This is a genomic window from Micromonospora sp. HK10, assembly GCF_000982955.1.
Taxonomy (GTDB): domain Bacteria; phylum Actinomycetota; class Actinomycetes; order Mycobacteriales; family Micromonosporaceae; genus Micromonospora.
On sequence record NZ_KQ058892.1, the window covers coordinates 1 to 21,128 of the forward strand.

General features: G+C 72.9%; 20 protein-coding genes and 1 pseudogene. 7 read left to right on the plus strand and 14 right to left on the minus strand.

Annotated elements, in window-relative coordinates; genetic code table 11:
- A pseudogene (locus LQ51_RS28140) lies at nt 1-233 on the plus strand (ATPase); the annotation flags it as partial.
- A gap of 78 nt (nt 234-311) precedes the next feature.
- Here LQ51_RS28140 and LQ51_RS28145 read toward each other — a convergent pair.
- The 7 genes from LQ51_RS28145 to ngcE form a co-directional block, all read right to left on the minus strand.
- Nucleotides 312-743, minus strand: coding sequence for an SRPBCC family protein (locus LQ51_RS28145; protein WP_046570929.1), 432 nt, complete (start codon nt 741-743; stop codon nt 312-314).
- Nucleotides 736-1,050: an ArsR/SmtB family transcription factor gene (locus LQ51_RS28150; RefSeq protein WP_231605912.1), complete on the minus strand. Its 315-nt coding sequence runs from the start codon at nt 1,048-1,050 to the stop codon at nt 736-738. Before LQ51_RS28150 ends, LQ51_RS28145 begins: the two co-directional genes overlap by 8 nt.
- A 1-nt stretch (nt 1,051) precedes the next feature.
- Entirely contained in the window at nt 1,052-1,429 is a 378-nt protein-coding gene (locus LQ51_RS28155) for a VOC family protein (RefSeq protein WP_046571002.1), read from the minus strand.
- 90 nt (nt 1,430-1,519) lie between these two features.
- Nucleotides 1,520-2,167 (minus strand): hypothetical protein, encoded by a 648-nt coding sequence (locus tag LQ51_RS28160; RefSeq protein ID WP_046570932.1) that lies wholly within the window; start codon nt 2,165-2,167, stop codon nt 1,520-1,522.
- A gap of 86 nt (nt 2,168-2,253) precedes the next feature.
- On the minus strand, nt 2,254-3,153 hold the full coding sequence (locus LQ51_RS28165) for a carbohydrate ABC transporter permease (protein WP_046571003.1): 900 nt from the start codon (nt 3,151-3,153) through the stop codon (nt 2,254-2,256).
- A 5-nt stretch (nt 3,154-3,158) separates the two neighbouring features.
- A complete protein-coding gene (locus LQ51_RS28170; protein WP_046570934.1) occupies nt 3,159-4,067 on the minus strand; it encodes a carbohydrate ABC transporter permease in 909 nt (302 codons plus the stop codon).
- 68 nt (nt 4,068-4,135) lie between these two features.
- The gene (gene ngcE, locus LQ51_RS28175) at nt 4,136-5,554 is read right to left on the minus strand and encodes an N-acetylglucosamine/diacetylchitobiose ABC transporter substrate-binding protein (RefSeq protein ID WP_046570935.1); all 1,419 of its coding nucleotides are present in this window, start codon (nt 5,552-5,554) and stop codon (nt 4,136-4,138) included.
- 206 nt (nt 5,555-5,760) lie between these two features.
- Between ngcE and LQ51_RS28180 the strand changes: the two genes are divergently transcribed.
- Nucleotides 5,761-7,221 (plus strand): acyltransferase family protein, encoded by a 1,461-nt coding sequence (locus LQ51_RS28180; protein ID WP_046570937.1) that lies wholly within the window; start codon nt 5,761-5,763, stop codon nt 7,219-7,221.
- On the opposite strand, the gene LQ51_RS28185 is transcribed toward LQ51_RS28180, so the two are convergent.
- The 4 genes from LQ51_RS28185 to LQ51_RS28200 form a co-directional block, all read right to left on the minus strand.
- On the minus strand, nt 7,193-8,683 hold the full coding sequence (locus tag LQ51_RS28185; protein ID WP_046570939.1) for a CoA-acylating methylmalonate-semialdehyde dehydrogenase: 1,491 nt from the start codon (nt 8,681-8,683) through the stop codon (nt 7,193-7,195). The genes LQ51_RS28180 and LQ51_RS28185 overlap by 29 nt on opposite strands.
- Nucleotides 8,680-9,987 carry an aspartate aminotransferase family protein gene (locus tag LQ51_RS28190; protein ID WP_046570940.1) on the minus strand — a complete coding sequence of 436 codons (1,308 nt, stop codon included), beginning with the start codon at nt 9,985-9,987 and terminating at the stop codon, nt 8,680-8,682. The genes LQ51_RS28185 and LQ51_RS28190 overlap by 4 nt, the downstream gene beginning before the upstream one ends.
- 174 nt (nt 9,988-10,161) lie before the next feature.
- On the minus strand, nt 10,162-10,944 hold the full coding sequence (locus LQ51_RS28195) for a hypothetical protein (RefSeq protein WP_046570942.1): 783 nt from the start codon (nt 10,942-10,944) through the stop codon (nt 10,162-10,164).
- Between the two features lie 12 nt (nt 10,945-10,956).
- On the minus strand, nt 10,957-11,823 hold the full coding sequence (locus LQ51_RS28200) for a hypothetical protein (protein ID WP_046570944.1): 867 nt from the start codon (nt 11,821-11,823) through the stop codon (nt 10,957-10,959).
- Nucleotides 11,824-11,911: 88 nt separating this feature from the next.
- Here LQ51_RS28200 and LQ51_RS28205 point away from each other — a divergent pair, with 88 nt between their 5' ends.
- The gene (locus LQ51_RS28205) at nt 11,912-12,883 is read left to right on the plus strand and encodes a hypothetical protein (protein ID WP_231605913.1); all 972 of its coding nucleotides are present in this window, start codon (nt 11,912-11,914) and stop codon (nt 12,881-12,883) included.
- Nucleotides 12,884-13,035: 152 nt separating this feature from the next.
- On the opposite strand, the gene LQ51_RS28210 is transcribed toward LQ51_RS28205, so the two are convergent.
- A complete protein-coding gene (locus tag LQ51_RS28210) occupies nt 13,036-13,698 on the minus strand; it encodes a hypothetical protein (protein ID WP_046570946.1) in 663 nt (220 codons plus the stop codon).
- A gap of 412 nt (nt 13,699-14,110) precedes the next feature.
- Between LQ51_RS28210 and LQ51_RS28215 the strand changes: the two genes are divergently transcribed.
- The 3 genes from LQ51_RS28215 to LQ51_RS28225 all read left to right on the plus strand — a co-directional run bounded on the left by LQ51_RS28215 (nt 14,111) and on the right by LQ51_RS28225 (nt 16,290).
- Nucleotides 14,111-14,875 (plus strand): TetR/AcrR family transcriptional regulator, encoded by a 765-nt coding sequence (locus LQ51_RS28215; RefSeq protein WP_046570947.1) that lies wholly within the window; start codon nt 14,111-14,113, stop codon nt 14,873-14,875.
- A gap of 214 nt (nt 14,876-15,089) precedes the next feature.
- Nucleotides 15,090-15,719, plus strand: a complete 630-nt coding sequence (locus LQ51_RS28220) for a DUF6230 family protein (RefSeq protein ID WP_046570949.1) — start codon at nt 15,090-15,092, stop codon at nt 15,717-15,719.
- A 1-nt stretch (nt 15,720) separates the two neighbouring features.
- Nucleotides 15,721-16,290, plus strand: a complete 570-nt coding sequence (locus LQ51_RS28225) for a DUF6114 domain-containing protein (RefSeq protein ID WP_082159701.1) — start codon at nt 15,721-15,723, stop codon at nt 16,288-16,290.
- 55 nt (nt 16,291-16,345) lie between these two features.
- Here LQ51_RS28225 and murD read toward each other — a convergent pair whose 3' ends face one another.
- On the minus strand, nt 16,346-17,692 hold the full coding sequence (gene murD, locus LQ51_RS28230) for a UDP-N-acetylmuramoyl-L-alanine--D-glutamate ligase (protein WP_046570951.1): 1,347 nt from the start codon (nt 17,690-17,692) through the stop codon (nt 16,346-16,348).
- A gap of 89 nt (nt 17,693-17,781) precedes the next feature.
- Here murD and LQ51_RS28235 point away from each other — a divergent pair, with 89 nt between their 5' ends.
- The gene (locus LQ51_RS28235) at nt 17,782-19,131 is read left to right on the plus strand and encodes a hypothetical protein (RefSeq protein ID WP_046570953.1); all 1,350 of its coding nucleotides are present in this window, start codon (nt 17,782-17,784) and stop codon (nt 19,129-19,131) included.
- A gap of 27 nt (nt 19,132-19,158) precedes the next feature.
- Here the strand turns inward: LQ51_RS28235 and LQ51_RS28240 are convergent, their stop codons facing one another.
- Nucleotides 19,159-20,832 carry a PucR family transcriptional regulator gene (locus LQ51_RS28240; protein WP_046570955.1) on the minus strand — a complete coding sequence of 558 codons (1,674 nt, stop codon included), beginning with the start codon at nt 20,830-20,832 and terminating at the stop codon, nt 19,159-19,161.
- Nucleotides 20,833-21,128 lie beyond the last annotated feature (296 nt).

The window sequence follows — 21,128 nt, forward strand, 5'->3', positions numbered from 1 at the left end:
CCCGGATCCGCCCGCCCGGCGCGACCGATCCGGTCGTGCTCGGTGGCGGCCTGCTCACCGGCGGCACCCCGCTGGCCGGTGCGGTCCGGGCCGAGCTGACCCGGCGATGGCCGGACGCGCCGCTGCACGCCGCCGGCGACGGCGCCGCCGCGGCCGCCTGGCTCGCCGCCCGGGACCTGCCCGAGGTCACCGACCCGGCGGCGCTGCACGCGCTCCTGGTCCCGGCAGCCTGACCGCGCCCGCCCACCGGCGCCGATGCCGCTGGGCGGGCGACGCCGCTGGCTGACCAGCCCCGGCTGGCTGCGCGGCTGTCAGGCGAGGGCGGCGAGGGCCTGCTCAAGGCGGGACCAGACGTGACTGCGCCAGCCGCCGTCGAGCAGGGTGAAGGTGCGCCGCTGCACCGGGTCGTCCGGGTCGAAGCCGGCATGCTCGAGGAAGAGCCGGGTGCCCCGCCCCTCCGGCACCAGCGACCAGCTGACCACGGTGTCAAGCCGGCCGCCCCGCCAGGCCCAGCGCAGTCGGCGCGGCTCGTCCAGCTCCAGCACCTCGCAGTGCACGACGCCGTCGAAGCCCTGCCCCGGCCGCGGGGTGGTCCGGAAGGTGAAGCGGTGCCCCGGAACCGGCCGGAAGTCGTTCGGCATCAGCCAGCGGGCAAGCAGATCGGAATCGGTCAGCGCCCGCCACACCTTCGCCGGCGGATGGGCCAGGAACTGGTCCACCGACACGGTGGTCCGCTCAGTCATCGGGCAGGCCGTCCAGCACGTCACGCAGATCCGCGAGGCGGGACCGCCAGAACCGCTCGTACGGGCCGATCCAGTCGGCCACCTCGCGCAGCGGCTCGGGGCGCAGCGCGTAGAACCGCTGCCGGCCGACCGGCTGTTCGGTGACCAGACCGGCGTCCTTGAGCACCCGCAGGTGCTCCGACAGGCTCGGCCGGCGCATGTCGAAGTGGTCGGCGAGCTGCTGCACCGGCTGCTCCCCCCGTTCCAGGAGCAGCCGGAGCAGTTCGCGCCGGGTCGGGTTGGCCAGCGCCGCGAAGACGTCCGCCACGTCAGACCCGGGTCGACTGGAGCACGATGCCGTTGCCATCGGGGTCGTCGAAGGTGACGTACCGGCCCCACGGGGCCGTCTGGATGATGCCGTCGTCGGCGAAGACCACGCCCCGCTCCCGCAGCCGGGCCACGTCGGCGTCGAGGTCGTCGGTCTCCAGCACGAGACCCTTCAGCGAGCCGGGTGCCATGGTCGGGAACCAGGTGACCAGGGTCAACGCGGTGTCCGCGCCCTTCGGGGCGACCTGGATCCAGCGGCCGCCCGGGCCCATCGGGTTGTCGAAGATGAGGTCGAAGTCGAGCAGGTCGACATAGAAGTCACGGGCCCGGTCCTGGTCGCTGACGGGTACGGAGACGAGCTTCACGTGGGTCACGGTCATGGCCACCACAATAGGTAGGAGATTTCCTACCAGTCAAGCGGCGAACGGGCCGGCCGACCCGCGTCGACCGGCCCGTCCGCGGTGGAACCGTCAGGCGTTCGGGTGGCCGGGCCACCCCTGCTGCTGGCCGTACTGACCGGGCTGGCCCTGCGGGCCGGGGGCGTACCGGCCCGGCGCGGACTGGCCGTACTGGCCCTGCGCGGGCTGACCCTGGCCGTACTGGCCCTGGCCGGGCTGACCCTGGCCGTACTGGCCCTGGCCGGGCTGACCGTAGTGGCCCCCGCCGGGCTGGCCCTGGCCGCCGTACTGGCCCTGGGCGGGCGGGGCGTACTGGCCCTGCGGGGCCGCGCCGTACGGCGCCGGCTGGCCCGGCGCGGCCGGCCAGCCCTGGTTCGGCTGCTGGCCGGGGGCCGGCTGCCCGTACGGGGTCGGCTGACCGTACGCCCCGGGCTGGGGCGCCCCGGCGAACTGCTGCCCGGCCGCCTCCTCCCGCGCCTGCTTGCGCGCCTTGACCGCCTGCACGATCAGCAGGATCGGCAGGATGAAGACGTAGATGAAGACCCGGTACTCACCGCCGTCGAAGAGAAACAGCAAGTAGAAGCCGTAGCAGAAGAAGGCCACACCGGCCACGACGTCGATGACCCGGGAGAGCTTGGACTGCTCCTTGACCAGCAGGCCGACGGCGACCATCGCGATGCCGCCGAGCAGCAGGAGCAGATCGTAGATGAGGAAGAACATAGGATCCCTGTCGATCGATGAAGATGCCGGCCCACGATAGGGGAACCGTCACCGGTCGCGCTGTCCCGTTGCCTGTGGCAACCGCCTCACTTGAGCTGACCTGCGGTGAGTCCGGTCTGGATCTGCCGCTGGAACGCGACGTACACCGCGAGCACCGGCAGGGTGGCGATGGTGAGGCCGGCGAACAGGCCGCTGAAGTCGCCCTGGTAGCCCTGGCTGACCGCGAGCGCGGTGAGTCCCTGCGCCAGCACCCACTTGGAGTCGTCGCCCTGCATGAGCACCTGCGGCAGGATGAACTGGTTCCAGTGGCTGAGGAAGTTGAAGATCGCGACGCTGATCAGTCCCGGTCGCGCCATCGGCAGCATCACCCGGAAGAAGAGCCGGAAGTGACCGCAGCCGTCGATCAGCGCCGCCTCCGCGATCGAGGTCGGCAGGGTCCGGAAGAAGGCGGTCAGGAAGAACACCGTGAACGGCAGCGAGTAGGCGGCGTAGACCAACATCAGCCCGGTCCAGGTGCCGAACAGCCCGGCGTTGCGCACCACGAAGAAGAGCGGCACCAGGGCGAGGAAGACCGGGAACATCATGCCGCCGACGAACAGGTAGTAGACCGCCTGCCGGCCCCGGAACTCGTACCGGGCGAAGACGTACGCGGCGGTGGCGCCGAGCAGCATGGTGAGGGTGAGCGAGCCGGCCACCACCACGCCGCTGTTCAGGAAGTACCGGCCGATGTGCGCCTCGGTCCAGGCGCGGGACCAGTTCTCGAAGCGCAGCGCGCCGGGCAGCCCCCACGGGTGGGAGAGGATCTCGCTGTCGCTCTTGAACGAGCTGAGGAACATCCAGAGCAGCGGGAGCGCGGTCAGCGCCGACCAGAGCAGCAGGAAGCCGTGCGAGAAGGCGTTCGCGACGCCCAGTTCGCGGCGGGGCCGCCGGTCCTCCCCAGAGGACGGCTCGGGCGTCTCGGCGGCGGTCGTCGCCGGGCGGTCCATGGTGGTCACGAGTACTCGATCCGATCACGACGGCCGGTACGCAGCGCCAGCACCGCGACCGACAGGGTCAGGAACAGCATCACCACGCCGATCGCGGAGGCGTAGCCGAACTTGCTCTCGCTGCCGAACGCGGTCTCGTACATCCGCAACCCGATGACGTCGGAGGAGAAGTTGGGGCCACCGTTGGTCATCTGCTGGACCAGGATGAACCCGTCCAGCGCGGCGATGGCCAGATAGATCCAGGCGACCTGCACGGTGTCCCAGAGCAGCGGGACGGTGACCCGGCGCAGGGTGGTCCACCGGGACGCCCCGTCGAGCATGACGGCCTCGTAGATGTCGCGCGGGATGGCCGACATGGCCGCGCCGAAGAGCACCACATAGAACCCGACGTTGCTCCAGACCATCACCGCCAGCACGCACCAGAAGGCGGTGCGGGGGTCGCCGAGCCAGGTCGGCGCGGGCAGGCCGAGCGCCCGGAGCGCGCCGTTGAGCAGGCCGTTGTTGGGGTGGTAGACCTCTTTCCAGAGCAGGGCGATGATCACCACCGAGAGCACCTGCGGGAAGAAGTAGACCATCCGGTAGACCGCCGTGCCGCGGACGCCGGTGACGCCGGCCCGCCCCTTGCGGCCGCCCATGTTGAGCATGGTGGCGAAGAACAGGCCGAGCGCGATGGTCAGCACCGGCACCACGGCCAGCATGATCGCGTTGTTCTTGATCGCGTTCCACACCTGGCCGTCGTGCCACAGCGTCCGGAAGTTCGCCATCCCGACCGGGTCGGCGTGTGCCGAGTAGCCGAGCCAGTTGGTGGTGGAGATCTGAAACGCCTGCAGGTACGGCGAGAGCACGAAGATGCCGTAGAGCAGCAGTGGTGGCACCAGGAAGGTGATGATCAGCGGGTACTTGCCATGTCTCACGAGAAGGACCTACTCCCCCAGCAACGGACCGGTGGGGGCGGGACGGGCCCGCCCCCACCGACCGGACGTTACGCGGCCCGCTTGTACTTCTTGATCGAGCTGTCCTGAGCGATCGAGTCGGCGCCCTTCTGGCACGCGTCGAGGAACGCGGCCGGGTTGCTCCGCCCGCTGAAGAACTCGCCGCAGGCGGCGTCGACCAGCTCGCGCTCGAGCTTGCGGTAGTAGTTGTTGTAGACCCAGTTGAAGCCGTTGCTGCCGGAGGCGTCCAGCGCCTTGACCACACTGGTCAGGCCGAACGGCAGCTCCACCCCCTCGGTCGAGCCGGCCACGACGGTCAGGCTGGAGACCTTCTTGGTGAAGTCCTGGGCGCCCTTCTTGGAGAGCATCACCCGGAAGTACTCCAGGCCGCCGGCGACGTTCTTGCCCTTCGCCGGCACCATGAACGGCTCGCCGGCGGTGCCCCGGATCGCCTCGAACGGCAGCTTGTCGCCGCTGCCCAGGCTCGGCGTCGGCGCGATGGTCATGTTGAAGCCCGCCGGGGTGACCTTGGCCTGCTCGTTCTCCAGCCAGGAGCCGCAGGAGATGAAGGCGGCCTTGCCCTGGCACCAGGCGGTCTGCGACTGGATGTGGTCCAGGCCCGGCGAGCCGTCCAGGATGTACTTGTCCTTGACGATCTGGTACCAGGCGTCGGCCGCCGCCTTCATGGCGTCGGACTTCCAGGCGTTCGGCTCGAGGTTGTCGATCGCGGTCGCCACCGAGGGACCGCCGAACTTGATCGCGGTGGCGATCAGCGGCCAGCTCATGTAGCGGGGGTGCTTGCCCGCGTACGTCCAGGGGGCGATGCCCGCGGCCTTGATCTGCTTGCAGAGCGCGATGTGCTCGTCCCAGGTCTTCGCGTACTGCCAGCCGCGGTCGGCGAAGAGCTTGGTGGAGTGCCAGATGCCGTACGCGGTGTAGGTGTAGTTGAGGACCAGGAACTTCCCGTCGTACGAGCCGACCTCGACGGCGCCGGGCAGCAGCGTGTCCCGCACCTTCTTGCCGGGCTGGTCGAGGCTCGGCGCGTCGAGCAGCTCGCCCAGGTCGGCGATCGCGTTCTGGCTGACCAGCCCGTTGAAGTCGATCTGACCGGCGCCGGAGTTGTTGACCACGTCCGGCGGGGTGCCGTCGACGAAGCGCGGCTGGAGGGTCTTGTTGATCTCCTGGGTGGCAGAGTGCTTGATCTCCGCCTTCGGGTACTTCTCCTTGTACATGGCCTCGTGGGCCTTGGCGTACTCCTCGCCGAAGCCGCCGTTGAAGATCACCACCTCGAGCGGGGCATCCTCCTTGACACCGAGCGGGTTCTGCTCGCTCTTGGTGCCCTTGTAGGCCCCGGAGTCGCCCTTGTCATCGTCGCCACCGGAGGTGGCGCAGCCGGCGAGCAGGCCGGCGGCGGGGGTGGCCAGCAGACCGGCGGCGGCGCTCCGCCGGAGGATCTCACGCCTGTTCATCGCATCTCCTCGGTTCGGGTAGGTGCGACCGGCCGGGATGGGGGAACGGCGGCCGCGACGTCGAGGCACTCGGGTTCAACTGTTGCTTGTCTTCACTTAAGTTGATGTTGCTGAAGAATTTCTACGGCAGTGCGGCCCGGACCACAAGACCTCACGACCGAACCGTTATCACCACCGTCCGCCAGCGGCTGGCATAGCCTGGGCCCATGCGCCGCCTGCGGCAGCTCGCCGAGCGCACGCCGGCCGGGCGGGAGCGCTACGCCGACCTGCTCCGGGCCCTGGCCATCACCATGGTTGTGCTCGGCCACTGGGGGATCAGCGTCATCGGGTACGACCGCGTCGGCCGCCCGACCGGCCACTCCGCGCTGGGCGACCTCCCCTGGGCCTGGCCGCTGACCTGGGTGGCCCAGGTGATGCCGGTCTTCTTCCTGGTCGGCGGGTACGCCAACGCCGCCTCGCTGAACGCCCGGCGGCGCCGGGGCGGCAGCACCACCGGCTGGCTGGTCGACCGCAGCGCCCGGCTGGTCCGGCCCACCACCGCGCTGCTGGTGGTGCTGGCGGCCGGCGCCGCGGTCGCGAGCCTGCGCGGCGCGGACCCGGCACAGGTCCGCACGGTGGTCTGGTTCGCCACCATCCCCCTCTGGTTCCTGGTCGCCTACCTGGTGGTGGTGCCGCTGACCCCACCCATGTACGCGCTGCACCGCCGCTTCGGGCTCGCCGTGCCGGTCGCGCTGGTCGGGCTCGTCGCCCTCGGCGACCTGGGCCGGCTGCTCGGGCCGGCGGGCCTGGCCACCGGCAACTACCTGTTCGGCTGGCTGGCCGTGCACCAGGTCGGCTTCGCCTGGTACGACACCCGCACCCCGGCCGGGCCGCCCGGCGACGCCACCCCCGGGCCACCCGCCAGCCCGGCCGCGCCACCCGGCAACCTGGCCGGTGGCAACGCACGCGGGCTGCGCCGGCGGCGGCTACCGCTGTCCCGCCGCGCCGGGGTGGCCCTGCTGGCCGGCGGCCTGGCCGCGCTGGTGCTGCTCACGGTGCTCGGGCCGTACCCGGTGGCGATGCTCAACGTGCCCGGCGCGCGGCTGGACAACGCCGCCCCGCCGAGCCTGGCCCTGCTCGCCGTGGCGGCCGCCCAGCTCGGGCTGATCCTGCTGCTACGGGTGCCGGCCGGACGCTGGCTACGCCGGCCCGGTCCCTGGCAGGCGGTGATCGCGGTGAACGCCGTGGTGCTCACCGTCTTCCTCTGGCACCTCACCGCGGCGGTGCTGCTGGTCGGCCTGCTCGACGCGCTCGGCGTGCTGCCCACCCCGCCGGTCGGCTCGGCGGCCTGGTGGGGCTGGCGGATCCCGTGGCTGCTCGCCCTCACCGTCGTCCTGGCGGCCCTGGTCGCCGTCTTCGGCCCGATCGAGGCGCGCACCCGCCGCCCACCCGGGCCGCCGACCCACGACACGGGCGGGTCGACGGGCCGCGGCGGGCACCCCGGACGGTCGCGCACCGCGCTGGCCGTCGCCGGGTACGCGGGCGTCGTCGCCGGGCTGCTGCTGAACAGCCTCACCCGCAAGGCCGCCCCCGAGCCGCTGGGGCTGCCCGCCCCGGCGCTGGCCGCGTACCTGGCCGGGGCGGGAGTGCTGCGCCTGCTCAGGTCTGGGTGGGGAACCCGAGGTTGACCCCGCCGTGCCGGGGGTCCAGCCAGCGGCTGGTGACCACCTTGCCCCGGGTGAAGAAGGCGACCCCGTCGGCGCCGTGCGCGTGCAGGTCGCCGAAGAGCGAGGACTTCCAGCCGCCGAAGGAGTAGTAGGCCATCGGCACCGGGATGGGCACGTTGATGCCGACCATGCCGACCTCCACCTCGTGCTGGTAGCGCCGGGCCGCCCCGCCGTCGTTGGTGAAGATCGCCGTGCCGTTGCCGTACGGGTTGGCGTTCACCAGCTCGACCGCCTCGTCGTACGAGCCGACCCGGACCACGCTGAGCACCGGCCCGAAGATCTCGTCGGTGTAGATCGACATCTCCGGGGTGACCTGGTCGAACAGGGTCGGGCCGAGCCAGAAGCCGCCGTCGTCCCCGTCCGGGGTGACCGTCCGGCCGTCCACCACCGGGACCGCGCCGGCCGCGATCCCGGACGCCACGTAGGAGCGGACCCGCTCGGCGTGCGCGGCGGTGACCAGCGGGCCCATGTCGCAGCCGCGCCGGCCGTCGCCGGTGCGCAGGCCGGCCATCCGCTCGGCGATCTTCGCGACCAGGGCGTCGGCGACCGGCTCGACCGCGACCAGGGCGGAGACCGCCATGCACCGCTCCCCCGCCGAGCCGAAGCCGGCGTTGACCGCCGCGTCGGCCGCCAGGTCCAGGTCCGCGTCGGGGAGTACCACCATGTGGTTCTTCGCCCCGCCGAGCGCCTGCACCCGCTTGCCGGCCAGCGACCCGCGCTGGTGCACGTACCGGGCGACCGGGGTCGAGCCGACGAACGACACCGCCTTCACGCCCGGGTGGTCGAGCAGCGCGTCCACCGCCTCCTTGTCGCCGTTGACCACGTTCAGCACCCCGTCGGGCAGGCCCGCCTCGACGAACCACTCGGCCAGCAGCAACGCCGCGCTCGGGTCCTTCTCGCTGGGCTTGAGCACCACGGCGTTGCCGCAGGCGACCGCGACCGGGACGAACCAGAGCGGCACCATCACCGGGAAGTTGAACGGCGAGATCACCGCGACCACGCCGAGCGGCTGGCGCAGGCTGTACGAGTCGACCTCGGTGGAGACGTTCTCGCTGTAGCCGCCGCGCAGCGCCGAGGGGATACCGCAGGCGTACTCGATGACCTCCAGGCCGCGCTGCACCTCGCCGGCGGCGTCCGCGAGCACCTTGCCGTGCTCGGCGGTGATCACCTCGGCGAGCCGGTCCCGGCGGGCGCTGACCAGCTCCCGGAAGGCGAACATGACCGCCGTCCGCTTGGCCAGCGAGGCGTCCCGCCAGGCCCGCGCGGCCCGCTCGGCGGCCTCCACCGCTCCCGCCACGTCCGCGGCCGAGGCCAGCGCCACCTGACCGGTACGCCGACCGGTGGCCGGATCGAAGACGTCGCCGCGCCGCGCGGAGTCGCCGGCCACCCGCTTGCCGTCGATGAAGTGCCCGATGCTGCTCATGCCGTGACCTCCTCGGCGGCGCAGGACCGGATCGCGTCGACCAGGATGGCCAGGCCCTCGCGGGCCTCGTCCTCGGTGAGGGTCAGCGGCGGGCCCATCCGCACCACGTTGCCGTGCAGGCCGCCTTTGCCGACCAGCAGGCCGCCGGCCCGGCACGCCTCGAACACCCGGGTGGTGAGCGCCGGGTCCGGTTCGGTGGTGCCGGGCCGGACGAACTCGACGCCGAGCATCAGCCCCTTGCCGCGTACCTCGGCGACCCGGTCCAGGTCGGCCGTGGCGGCGCGCAGGCCGTCGGCGAGGATCCCGCCGACCCGGGCGGCGTTGGCCTGCAGGTCGTGGTCGAGCAGGTAGTCGAGGACCGCGTTGCCGGCCGCGGTGGAGACCGGGTTGCCGCCGAAGGTGGAGAAGCTGATCGCCGGCACCGCCTCCAGCACCTCGGCCCGGCCGACCACGCCGGCCAGGGCGAAGCCGTTGCCGATGCCCTTGGCGAAGGTGAGCAGGTCGGGGGTGACGCCGTGCGCCTGGTAGCCCCAGAAGTGCTCGCCGGTGCGGCCCCAGCCGGTCTGCACCTCGTCGGAGATGAGCAGGATGCCGTGCTCGTCGAGGACCTTCTTCCAGGCGGCGAAGAGCCCGTCCGGGCCGTGCACGAAGCCACCGACGCCCTGGATCGGCTCGGCGATCAGGCAGGCCACGTCGCCGGCGGTCTGGGTGGCCAGGACCTCGTGCAGGTCCTCCACGGCCGCGTCGATCCGGTCGGCCTCGTCGAGGCGGGCCAGCAGCCCGCGCAGCCGCTCGCCGGAGTGCAGCCAGGCCACCTGGAGCGGGTTGAGGGCGCTGGCCGACCAGCCCCGGTTGCCGGTCACCCCCATCGCCGCGTACGACCGGCCGTGGTAGCTGTTGCGTACGGCGAGGATCTGGTGCGAGCGGCGGTGGTTGGTGGCCATCAGCAACGCGGCCTCGTTGGCCTCGGTGCCGGAGTTGGTGAAGAACACCCGGGCGTCGGGGATGCCGGAGAGCCGGGCGACCTTCTCGGCCAACTCGACCTGCTGGCGGATCAGGTAGAGCGTCGAGCTGTGCACGATGCCGGTACGCAGCTGCCGCTCGACCGCCTCGCGGATCTCCGGGATGTCGTAGCCGATCATGTTGGTCAGCACGCCGCCGAAGAAGTCCAGGTAGCTGCGGCCCTGCGCGTCGGTGACCCGGCGGCCGGAGCCGGCGACCAGTTCGAGCGGTTCGGCGTAGTAGAGCGGCATCCAGGAGGGGAGCACGGCCCGGTGGCGGGCGAGCAGGTCGTCGGCGGTCATCGGCGCACCCTTCAGCGGCGGTTGGTCATCGCACGCTCTCACCGGCCGGGCACAGGGACAACTGTCACTGTGTAGCGCAGCGACCACCCGCGCCTGACACCGCGTCAACCAGCCGGTGCGGTTTCCGGCGTCGAACCCGCCCCGCACTCACCTTTCCGGCGGGCGTACCGACGATCAACCACTCGATCCGCAGCGCACCCCGGCGGACGTTGGCCGCAGCCGTCGGCGGGTCCGGCGCGGCAGGTGCAGGACCGTGGCGAGCAGCGCGAAGGCGGCCCAGCCACCGGCCAGCGCCAGCACCGGCGAGGTGTCCTGCAGGTAGTGGTAGCCGGTCAGGAAGCCGACCAGGCCGAGGCTGTTCCGGGCGAAGTGCCGGGTGAAATCGGCGAGCTCACGGCGCGCCTCCACGGCGACCAGCACCCCGGAGTACGGGAAGGTGACCACCATGCCGCGCAGCAGCTCACCGAGGAGCCCGGTGAGGAGCGCGCCCACGAAGATCACCACGAGTTTGGCCGGGGCGGCGAGCCCGTCCCGCCCGCTGCCGGCCGGCTCCTGCCCGGCCGGCTCCGGCGCGGCCGGTGTCCGGTCGGGGGCGCGGCGGCGCAGCAGCGCCATGGCCAGTACCCAGAGCGCGACGGTGCCGGCGAGGGCGGCCTCGAACGGCAGCGGCACGGCCAGCACCCCGACGCTCAGCGCCAGGTAACCGGCGACCCCGGCCAGGTCGGCGACGAGGATCGGCCAGCGCAGCCGGCGGTAGGTCAGCGCGACGAGCGCGAAGAAGAGATTGAGCCCGACCACCCCGAGCAGTTGCGCCCCGCCGACCCGGTGTCCGGTGGTGACCAGGGCGAGGGTCATCGGCAACGGCAGGCTGTAGACGAGGGCGCGGAGCCGGACCGAACGGAGCATGCTGACCGCCCAGACCACAGCGGTCACCAGCAGCACGCCGCCCCAGGTCATGGCAGTTTCAGTTCAGTCCGTGAAGCGGGCGGCGTCGGCGCAGAGCCGGAAGACCCGGTCGAGCCGCTCGACGTCGGACCGGTTCACCGAGAACTGGTGCTCGCTGATCTCGCCGTGCGCGGTCATCCTCGCCTCCCAGCAGCTCGACGAGTCCCAGACCACCAGGTTGACGTGCAGCTGCGAGCTGACCGCGCCGTGCGGCAGCAGCCCGACCCGGACGCCGGCCCGGCGCTGCGTCTCCACCAGCTCGCGCAGCTCCTCGCTGAGCGTGGCGTGGATGAAGATCCGGGTGATCCGGACACCCCGGGCGAGGGCGGCGACGTTGGCCTCCCAGTAGCGCCGGCCCACCTCCCCCCGCCACCAGCTCAGCTCCCCGCTCGCCCGGGGCATCACGTTGGTCAGCGCCACCAGCTGCCCGGTGCAGTCGCGGGTGGCGCCCACCAGGTCCTCGCCGTCGTCACCAGGCCGGATGATCCGCCCGGCGGCGAGCTGCTCGGCCGCCAGGTGGAACTCCTCGTAACGGCGGCGCGCCTCGGCGGCGACCCGGGTGCCCGCGTGCTGCTCGGCCGCCTCGCGGACCGCACCGGCCACCAGCGGGGTGGTGCGGACCAGCCAGGACGGCCCGTCCAGCAGGGTTCGCAAATGGAACCGGCGCTCCGCCCGGGCCAGCGAGTCGACCAGCAGCGAGATGGTGATGCCCATCAGCCCGGCCAGCAGCGACTCGACCCCGGTGGCCGCGTTGGTCAGGTCCAGGGTCACCGACAGGAAGACCGAGAGCATGATGCCGATCAGGGCGACCGGGTCGGTGTGCGCGACCAGCCGGACGAAGCCGGCCCCGGCCCGTCCTCGGGGCTGTCGTCGTACCAGGTCACCCGCCATCGGACGCCTCCGATCCCGTAGGGCCTCAGGGTAGCCACGATCCACAACGTCCGGATCCGCCGCGCCGCCCGGCGGTAGCATCCGCCGGGTGCGGACGACGGAGGTGGCGCTGCCGGCGGGCGCGGCGGGTACGAGCGCCGGACGACTCGCGGCGGGCGTGCGGGCCTGGGTGGAGTCCCCGCCGCTGCGGGCCCTGGTCGGGCACTTCGGCGGCGAGTGGCCGGCCGGGGACGTCGGTGCGGTGCTGGCCGGGCTCGACGACTTCTCCGCCCGGCACTGGGACTTCCGGCAGGGCCGGGAACGCCCGGACGCCCGCGAGCCGGCCTTCGACCCGGCCACCGTCGGGCTGGTGCTGGATTCGGCGCGGGCGCTGGGTCTGGTCCGGGCCAGCCCGCCGACCCTGCCCGGGTACGCCCACCTGCTGGTGCTCGGCGGCCTGGCACACGCCTGCCTGCGCCGCACCGCGTACGCCGCGCACCTGGCCCGGGCGGTCGTCGGGGTGGCCGGCGAGGTGGCGGTGCTGGGCAGCTTCCGGGCGCTCTCCCCGGCCGAGACGCGGATCCTGGCCGAGGTCGGGGTGACCGGCTGCGCTACCGAAGTGGACGTGCTCGACGCCGGGGTGCGGGCCGCGTTCGCGGTGTCGGCGCCGAGCGAGGAGATCGGCGAGGACGCCGACCACCCGCACCGGTCCTGGTCGTCGCGCACCTACCGCCCCGCCGGTCTGCCCCCGGTCCGGGTCCTGGCCGCTCCGTCGACCGAGCCGGACCGGCGCCGGGCACACACGGCCGACACCCAGCGGTTCTGGGCCGAACACGTGCGGCTGTGCGCCGGCGACGCGGTGCTGATGGTCACCGCGCCGATCTACGTGCCGTTCCAGCACTGCGACGCGCTGCGCACCCTCGCCGTGCCGTACGGCTGCGGGATCGACACCGTCGGGGTGGACCCGGCGCTGGCGGCGGTGGCCGGGGTGCCGGAGCCGACGCTGACCCCGGGGCGCTACCTGCAGGAGATCCGTTCGGCCATCCGGTCCCTGCGTGCCCTGCACGCGGCGCTGCCCTGAAGGCCGGTCCCGGCTCGGGCGCGGACCGGCTCGGGACGCGGCGCTGCCCTGAAGGCCGGTACCGGCTCGGACCGGCGCGGGACGCGGCCCTGCGGCTGCGGGCCCGGACCGGCTCGGGGCGCGGCGAACCGCCGCGCCCCGCTCCGGTGCGGTCAGTTCACGTAGACGGCAGGGCTGCCGCTCTTGGTGATGTCCTTCACCGGCGAGTAGCGCGCCGAGAAGTACGCGGTGTTGAAGCAGGTGACAGGTCCGGAGGACTTGGTGAGCACCTGGTTGGTGAAGGTGATCGAGTTGGTGCCGTTGTTCGTGGTGCCGGTGAGGCTGGTGGCCTTGTAGACGCAGGTGGTCGTGCCCAGCAGGGTGTTCAGCACCACGGTGCTCTGGATCGAGCCGGTGATGGTGAGGACGCCGGCGCTGGTGACCGAGGTGGCGTACGGCAGGTTGTTGACCGTGACGCTCTGCACGCCGGTCGTCCCGAACACGTTGGTGGTGCAGCTGGTGAAGCTCTGCGCGGTCAGGCTCTCGGTGGCGGTGCCGGGGGCGGTGGGGTTGGTCAGCACCTTGGCGCTGAAGCTGGACGCGGCACACTTCACGCCGGTGCTGCCGCTGGTGGACGAGTAGAAGGTGGCGCTGGTGCTGCTGGCCAGGCTGGCCTGGATGACGTCGCCGACGGAGACCGCGCTGCCACCGACGCTGGCGTAGGTCAGCACCGAGGAGGCGAGCGGGGCGGCGGTGGCGGGGGCGGCGCCGATCAGGCTGCTGGCCAGCAGCGCCGCGGCGGCGAGGCCCGCGCCGATTCGTCCGTACCTGGGCATGGTTGTTCCTTCCGTGTGGGACGGGGATGTCGGGCCGCGCCGCATGGGGGTGGGCGCGGCCGCCGCCCGGCCGTACGGACCGGACGGTGGGCACCGTCCACGGGGGACGGTGGTGATGGTGGTGGACGCCCCGGCACGGCCCGTCGAGCGGTCCGATCGGGCGGCGGTCGGTGCCGCGCCGTCAGCGCGCTGGTGCGGGTGGGGCACTGCGGCGTGGCCGCGTCACCTGCGCCTCTCCGGCCTTGGGAGAGCACCCTTCGTTGGCGATAATGGCTGCCACAGCGCCCTCCTTAGACGAACTCGGGGTGACCGTTCGAGGTGATCACCAATCGTGACAGGGCGTCAACCGAGAGTGAAATTTTTATAAACCCCGGAGGGTCGTAAAGTCAATCCATCAAAGGAGGTCGATCACTTGTCCACTCCGCGCCGCCCGCAACCGGCGCTGATCCCGCTCCCCGGCGCCCGCCCTGGCCGCGACCCGGAGCGAGCCATCAAGCGCGGGCCCCGCCGCGTCTCCGCCGAGGTGGTGGCGGCCACCCAGCGCGACCGGCTCTTCGACGGGCTGGTGCAGGAGGTGGCCACCCGGGGGTACGACAACGCCCGGGTGACCGACATCTGCCGCGCGGCCGGGGTGACTCGGCCCGCCTTCTACGCGCTCTTCACCGGCAAGGAGGACGCCTTCCTCGCCGCCTACCGGCACGGCATCGCGGTGGTGTCGCAGCTCATGGAGCACGCCTACCGGGAGGCCGGTCCGGACTGGCCGGACGCGGCCCGGGCCGCGCTGCGCACCCTGCTGGAGGTGCTCGCGAGCGTTCCCGCCTTCGCCCGGATGGCACTGGTCGAGGTGGACGCGGCCGGCCCGGACGCGCGCCGGGAACGCGACGCGCTGCTCGCCAGCTTCCGCCGGTTCTTCGTCGACGCCGGCCCCGGGCCGGGTGCCGACGTCGACCGGGACCTGCTGGTGTCCACCGTGGTCGGCGGCCTGCACGCGACCATCCGCAGCCGGGTGGCGCGGGGCCCGATCGAGGAGCTGCCCCTGCTGCTGCCCGTGCTCACCTACGCGGCCGTGGCGCCCTTCCTCGGCTCGGCCGAGGCGAGCCGGGCGATCCGGCCGGTGCGCGCCGGCGACGGCCCGAGCATCGCCGCCCCGTGCGCCACCCCCGGAGAGCCCTTTTGATGAAAAACCGCTGCGGTTTCTGACTGTTGGCCCCATTTCGCAAATGCCGCCCAACTGTCTGCTACAGACTGTTGACCCGTCCTTTACCCAGCGGTAACTTCGGCCTGCGCCCTCGGCGCGGCACCATGCGCAGCCAATTCAGGTCTCTCGCACGGCATCGGACGACACCCCAATGGCATCGTCGCCGATGAATTGATCTCGAAAGGGAGCCGCCATGTCGGACCAGAACGCACCGCTGGAACCCGGACCGCCGCAGAGCGGGGTGCGCTGGCGCCGGTTCGCCGTCACGCTCGGCACCGTCGCGGTGGGCGCGGCCGGCATGGTCGTGCTGACCGCGCAGGGCGTGCTCGGCGCGCAGTTCGCCATCTCGGGCATGCCGTTCACCGTCACCGCGGACCGGCTCGAGGGCACCGGCTTCGAGCAGTTCGCCACCCTCGACCAGATGATCCCCGACAGCCCCAACCAGGGTGACACCGGCGGCCAGGTGGTGGTCATCGTCTCGGCCATCGACAAGGCCGAGCTCACCAACCTCTGCCAGAGCATCAGCCTCGGTGGGATCAACCTCCGGATCACCGCCGGCGGGTCCGGCAAGCCGGTCAGCGCCCGGACCCTGGTCGTCGACGGCGACGAGATCGCCGGCAACGCGTCCTTCCGGAACATCAACGTCGGGCAGGACGCCAGCACCGTCGACCAGGTGCCCGGCGTACGCGGCAACCCCGGCGTCTTCGCCCAGCAGGCCGACACGGTGACCATCACCAACCTGCGGCAGAACAACTACGCCACCACGGCCGCCGTATTCACCCTGCCGAACCTGCACATGGGGTTCAGCTCCGACGGGTGCTGAGGTGACCGAGGAACCAACCGCCCCGGCGCCGGCCGTCCACCACCGCGGTGGACGCTGGCGCCGCTGGCGGCGGGGCCGGCCGTTCACCGCCGGGCTGCTGATCGCGCTCGGCGGCATCGAGATGCTGGTGACCCTGCGGGCGCCGCTCGGGGTGCTGCTGCACGTCGGTCCACAAGGGCTGGCCGCGTACCTGGTGCCGGCCGTGCTGGTGATCTGCGGGGTGCTGCTGATCGCCACCCCGCAGCAGCGCGTCTTCTACGCGCTGCTGTCACTGCTGCTGGGGCTGGTCTCCTGGCTCACCTCCAACCTGGGCGGCTTCCTGGTCGGGATGCTCCTCGCCCTGGTCGGCGGGGCGCTCGCGTTCGCTTGGACACCGGACAAGACGTCCCCGGCCCGGAGCCCGGCGGCGCTGCCGGAGGAGACCCCGGCGGGCGAGCCGGATCCGCCGGACGAGGCCGGCCCCCGGCACCGAGCGCCGGAACCCGGCACCGAGCCCGTCCTCCCGACGCAACTCGACCCGGCGCGGACCCGGGCGGGCACGCCCGAGGCGGCCTCGGGCGAGCCGCGCTGAGCCGGCGGAAGGCTGAGCCGGCGGAAGCCGGCCCCGTACCCCCGGCCGGCCCGACTCAGCGCGCGGTGTCCGCCACCGCCCGGGCGAAGACCTCCGACCGGTGCTCGAAGTTGCGGAACCGGCCGTAGCTCGGCGCGGCCGGGGAGAGCAGCACCACGCCACCGGCCGGCGTGAGCTTCCGGGACAACGCCACCGCGTCGACCAGGTCGTCGGCGATCTCGGTACGCACCCCGGGCAGGCCGGCCAGCGCCTCGACGATGCGCGGGCCGCTGTCCGGAATGCCGATCACGGTCAGCTCCCGCTCCGCCAGGTGCTCCCGCAGCGGCGCGTAGTCCAGCCCCCGGTCGGTGCCGCCGACGATCACGGTCAGCGGCCGGCCCTCGTACGCGTCGATCGCGTGCATGGCCGCGTACGGGCTGGTGGCCAGGGTGTCGTCGACGAAGGTGAGCCCGGACGGGTCGGGGATCTCGGTGAGCCGGTGAGCCAGCCCCTGGAACCCGGCGACCGCCACGGCGAGGCTGTCCTTGCGGCCCGCCACGTCCACGCCGAGCGCGTCGAGCACCGCCAGCGCGACACAGAGGTTGCCCTCGTTGTGGCGGCCCACCAGCGGCAGCACGGCCCGGGGAAAGAGCGGGGTGTCCCGCAGATGGAACCAGGGGGCGCCGTCCGGGCCGGCCGCCACGTGCGTGGTGTCCGGCGAACCGGCCCGCACCGCCGCCCGATCCCCCAACTCCAGCGCCAGGCGCGGGTCGGCGCCGTTGACCACCACCGTGTGCGGGCCGTGCGCCAGCAGGTTCAACTTGTCCCGGTAGTACTCGCGTTCCCCGCCGTGCGCGTCCAGGTGCTCCGGGAAGAGCGCCGTCACCACCGCCACCCGGGGCGAGTCGGTCAGGTCGGCGCACTGGTAGCTGGAGAGCTCCAGCACGTACAGCTCGGCGTCGGGCAGGTCGAGCAGCGGCACCCCGATGTTGCCGCCGAAGACGTTCGGCCGGTCCATCGCGGTCAGCAGGTGACTGATCAGGCTGGACGTGGTGCTCTTGCCCTTGCTGCCGGTGACGCCGATGGTCCGGTCCGCGTGGTCGGCCATCCAGAGCGCGCTGCCCTGGGTGACGACGACGGACCGGCGCCGCAGCTCCACCATCCACGGGTGGGTGTTCGGCACGCCCGGCGAACGGACCACCACGTCGGCCGCGGCCAGCCGGGCGAAGCCCTCCTCGCCGGTGACCAGGGGCGCGGCCGCGGCCAGCGGGCCCTCCCAGGGCAGGGTGAGGAAGTTCGCGCTGTCGTCGACGGCCACCAGATCGGCCGGGCCGTGCGCGGCGATCGCGGTCACCGCGGCCCGGCCCTCCCGGCCGGCGCCCCAGACGGCGACATGTCGTCCGCGCAGATCAGACAGGCGCACAGGCTCTCCTCGGGGGTAGCGACGGCGGTCGGCGGGCATGGTCCGACGCAGCCGGACACGGCCGGACGAACCAGGGCCTAGTATGGCGTGTGCGCAACGAGCAGCTCCGGCGGATGGACGCCTTCACCTTCCCGTCCTACTCGATCGACTTCGGCACCGGCGAGGTGCTGTTCGACTACGCCCTGACCGGCCCCGACGGCGAGCAGCGGTTCACCGAGGCGATCACCCTCCCGCTGCCGGCCGAGCCGGTGTCCGACGAGACCGCGGCCACCCTCAACCGGGTCCTCGAACTGCTGCACGTGGTCGCCGGGGTCAGCTACTACAAGGCCGCCGCGCCGCCCCGGCTGGTGCTGCCGGCGCCGCTGGGCGCGGCCGCCGTCGAGCTGGTCACCGCCGTCTACACCAAGGGACTCGCCGAGTACGCGTACCGCAATCAGCTCCCGCACGTGCTGGAGCTGCGCCCGGAGGTGCCGACCGGGTCGGTGCCGGCCGCCGCGCCGCTGGACAACTCCGACCGGCGCCCGCTGTCGGCGGTGGGCGGCGGCAAGGACTCCATCGTCACCCTGGAGGCGCTGCGCCGCGCCGGCTTCGACCCGGTGCCGTTCTCGGTCAACCCGAACCACGTCATCGTCTCGGTCAACGAGGCCTCCGACCTGGTGCCCCTCGCGGCCCGGCGGCGGATCGACCCGGTGCTGTTCGACCTCAACGCGGCCGGCGCGCGCAACGGGCACATCCCGGTCACCGCGATCAACTCGCTGATCGCGGTCGCCACCGCGGTGCTGCACGGACTCGGCCCGGTGGTGATGTCCAACGAGCGCTCCGCGTCGGACCCGAACCTGATCTGGAACGGTCACGAGATCAACCACCAGTGGTCCAAGGGCGTCGAGGCGGAAGGGCTGCTGCGGGCCGCGCTGGCCGAGCACGCCGGGCTGACCGAGCCGTACTTCTCCCTGCTGCGGTCGCTGTCCGAGCTGCACATCGCCCGCCTCTTCGCCGAGATCGACCGGTACGACGCCGTGGTGACCAGCTGCAACGCCGCGTTCAAGCTGCGCGATCCGAGTGAGCGGTGGTGCCGGGACTGCCCGAAGTGCCGGTTCGTCTTCCTGGCCATGGCTCCCTTCATGACCCGGGAGCGGGTCACCCGGATCTTCGGCGGCGACCTGCTCGCCGACCCCACCCAGCTCCCCGGGTACCGGGAACTGCTCGGCGTGGACGGGCACAAGCCGTTCGAGTGCGTCGGCGAGGTCGAGGAGTCCGTGGTGGCGCTGAGCCTGCTCGCCCAGCAGGAGCAGTGGCGCGACGCCCCGGTGGTGCGGGCGCTGGTGGCGGAGCTGCCGGACACCGCCTGGCAGGCCGCGTCGACCTCCGACGTGTTCAGCCCCGGCGGCCCGAACTTCGTCCCCGCCCCCTACGCCAAAGCCCTCACCGCCCTCACCTGAGCCCGCCGCTGGACCGCCGGCGTGGGTTCAGGGGGTGCGGACGGCGTCCAGGGCCAGCAGAGCCACGTGCAGGGAGAGGCACTGCTCGACGGAGTCGAGGTCGGCGTCGAGGATGCGGCCGATGCGTGCCAGCCGCTCGTAGAAGGCCGGCCGGGACAGGTGCGCCGCCGACGCCGCCGCCGACTTGTTCCGCCCCTGCTCCAGGTACGCCCGCAGCGTGCCGAGCAGCTGCTCCCGGGGGTGCTGGGCGTCGTACGCCAGCAGCGGGCCGAGTTCCCGCTCGACGAAGGTCTGCAACCGGGGCTCGTCCCGCAGCAGGTGCAGCAGGCCGGCCAGCCCGACGTGCGGCAGCCGGAAACAGGGCAGGTCGCGCGGGTCCCGGCGGGCCGCCTCGGCGATCTGCCGCGCCTCGACCAGTGACCGGCGCGCCTCGCGCAGGCCGCCCACCCCGGAGCCGGCCGCGACGAGGACCGCCGGTCGGGCGGCAGTCGGACGGGCCGGTACGGCGTCGAGGCGTACCCGACGCAACGCCGCGGCGAACGCGGCGAGTGCCTTCTCCTCGTCGGCCGGGTCGGGCAGCGCCAGCAGCGCGCCCACCGCCTGGTCGTCGACGGCGCTGGTCAGCGCCGTGAGCCTGGTCTCCCGCAGGGCCTGGCCGACCGCCTCGGCCAGGTCACGCAGCCGGGCCGGGCCGGAGTCGTCGGGCAGGTCGGCCTCGCCGGTCGGGTCGTCGTCCCGGTGCCGCACCACCACGCCGACCAGGTGCCGCCGGTCCAGGGTGACGCCGAGCGCCTTGGCGCGCAGGGCCACCTCGTCCACCGGCCGGGAGTGGTCGATGAGCGCGGTCAGCAGGGTGCGGTGGATCTGCCGTTCCAGCCCTTCGGCGTCGCGCCGGATCAGCCGGCCCAGGGCCAGCGTGGAGGCGGCCCGCTCGATGAGGATGGTCAGCCGGGTGGGCGGGGCTGCCTCGGCCACCGGCCAGCGCAGCAGCAACCGCCCCCAGTCCTGCCCGCGCGCGCCAACCGTGGTGACCAGCCACCCGCTGTCCGGGTCGTACGCGGTCCGCCCGGCCGGACGGATCCGCCGAGAGTGCTGCTCCCAGCCCTCCAGCAGCAGCTCCGCGCTCTCCCCCGCCGGGTCGTACGCGAGCACCTGCCGGGACAGGTTCTCGAGCACGACCGGGCAGCCGGCCAGCTCGGCGGCCTGCCGGACCACCTCGGCCGGTTCGGCGCCCTCCACGGACAGCTCGGTGAACCGCTGGTGGATCTCCTCGGTGGCGCGCAGCTCGGTGAGCTGGGCATCCACGATCAGCGCATGGACCGCCTCGGTGATCCGGACGAACGGGGTGGCCCGGCGCAGCTCGACCAGCGGCAGCCCGCGCCGCTCGGCGGCGGCGGCCATCACCCGGGGCACCCCGCTGACGTACCGGCGGCCGAGTTCCACCACGAGGCCGGAGACCCCGACGTCGGCCAGGTCACCGATGAACGCCCGCAGACCGGCGTCGTCGGCGGGCAGCCCGATGCCGGTTGTGAGCACCAGCTCGCCCCCGCCGAGCAGGGTGGCGATGTCCGGCACCTCGGCCACGTGCACCCAGCGCACCGGCCGGTCCAGTCCCGCGTCCCCGGCAACCAGGCGCGGGGCGCCGTGGCGCACCGGCACCAGAGCCAGCACCTCACGCACGGTAGGGAACACGGGCGACACGCTACCCTGCGTCACCGCCGAACTCGAAGGACCGTCGGACCGGCCGGGGCGTCGGTCGCTACGCCCGACCGGTGCGGACCGGTAGCGGCTCCGGCCGACGTAGCGGCGAGCGCGCAGCCGCGCGCCGACACACGAGATGCGGCAAAGCGGCCCCTCCACGGCCCGGAAAGCACCGAAACACCGCAACCCGGCGCGACCACCAGACGGCAAGACGCCATGCCCCGACCGACCCCGCACCGCCCCCGCGACCCGCCGACCCCAGCGAACCAGCGAGCCGCCGACCCGCCGACCCGCCG